This window comes from Vibrio sp. 10N.222.46.A1, from assembly GCF_041473595.1.
Classification (GTDB): Bacteria; Pseudomonadota; Gammaproteobacteria; order Enterobacterales; family Vibrionaceae; genus Vibrio; species Vibrio tasmaniensis_A.
In genome coordinates, this window is the sequence record NZ_JBFRSN010001565.1 from 1 (window position 1) to 650 (window position 650).

The 650-nt window shown below is 44.8% G+C and carries 1 protein-coding gene and 1 pseudogene; one reads left to right on the top strand and one right to left on the bottom strand.

Going from position 1 to position 650, the window contains the following annotated elements:
* Positions 1 to 42 precede the first annotated feature (42 nt).
* Positions 43 to 234 carry a hypothetical protein gene (locus tag AB4496_RS28120; RefSeq protein WP_009846584.1) on the top strand — a complete coding sequence of 64 codons (192 nt, stop codon included), beginning with the start codon at positions 43 to 45 and terminating at the stop codon, positions 232 to 234.
* A gap of 185 nt (positions 235 to 419) precedes the next feature.
* Here AB4496_RS28120 and AB4496_RS28125 read toward each other — a convergent pair.
* Positions 420 to 650: pseudogene (locus tag AB4496_RS28125) on the bottom strand (hypothetical protein); the annotation flags it as partial.

Sequence of the window (650 nt, forward strand, 5' to 3'; positions counted from 1 at the left end):
GATAATTCTCCTGTCGAAAGTGAGACTTCATTAGGAGGCGTTATGAACATTAAACTCGGTCATGTCATGTCATCAAGTCGACTCATTTGCTTTGTCGCTTTTCTTGCTGCCACATTCGCGTGGATTCTAAAAATGCCCGCTCTGTTTTCTGTGTCAGCGCTATTCTTACTGATCAGCGCTATTGTCTATGGCGTTGACCTTTGGAAGAATCAAAGAAAGAACCGCGAAGCTTAAGGCGAACGACTAAATCGACACGCATTAAAAAAGGAGCACTTAGGCTCCTTTTGTATTTTACGCTTTTCGCTTTAGCTGATTAGGCTATTTCGACGGCTTTTCTAGCGACGCCTTTTTATTAGCGAAAGCCTTACTTAACGACGCCTTTCGATTAACGACGCCCTTTTGCTAGCGACGCATTTCTATTAACGACGAAAGTTACGACCGTTGCCGCCACGACGCTCTTTAAATGCTGACGCTGCTTTAGCTTGTGATGCTAGAATCGATTCAACCGTTAATTCCATTGGCTCACGAGGTTCTAACCCGTGACGGAATGTACGTGAACGTGGAGGCATCTGGTATTCGATATCAGAAGCTTTAGGCATGCGCTTGAAACGGTAAAGGTAGAAATTCTCTACTTTCTCACGAGCCCACTC

Excerpts from the sequence above, each read along its gene's own strand:
- AB4496_RS28120 (WP_009846584.1), top strand. The coding sequence starts at position 43 with ATGAACATTAAACTCGGTCATGTCATGTCATCAAGTCGACTCATTTGC.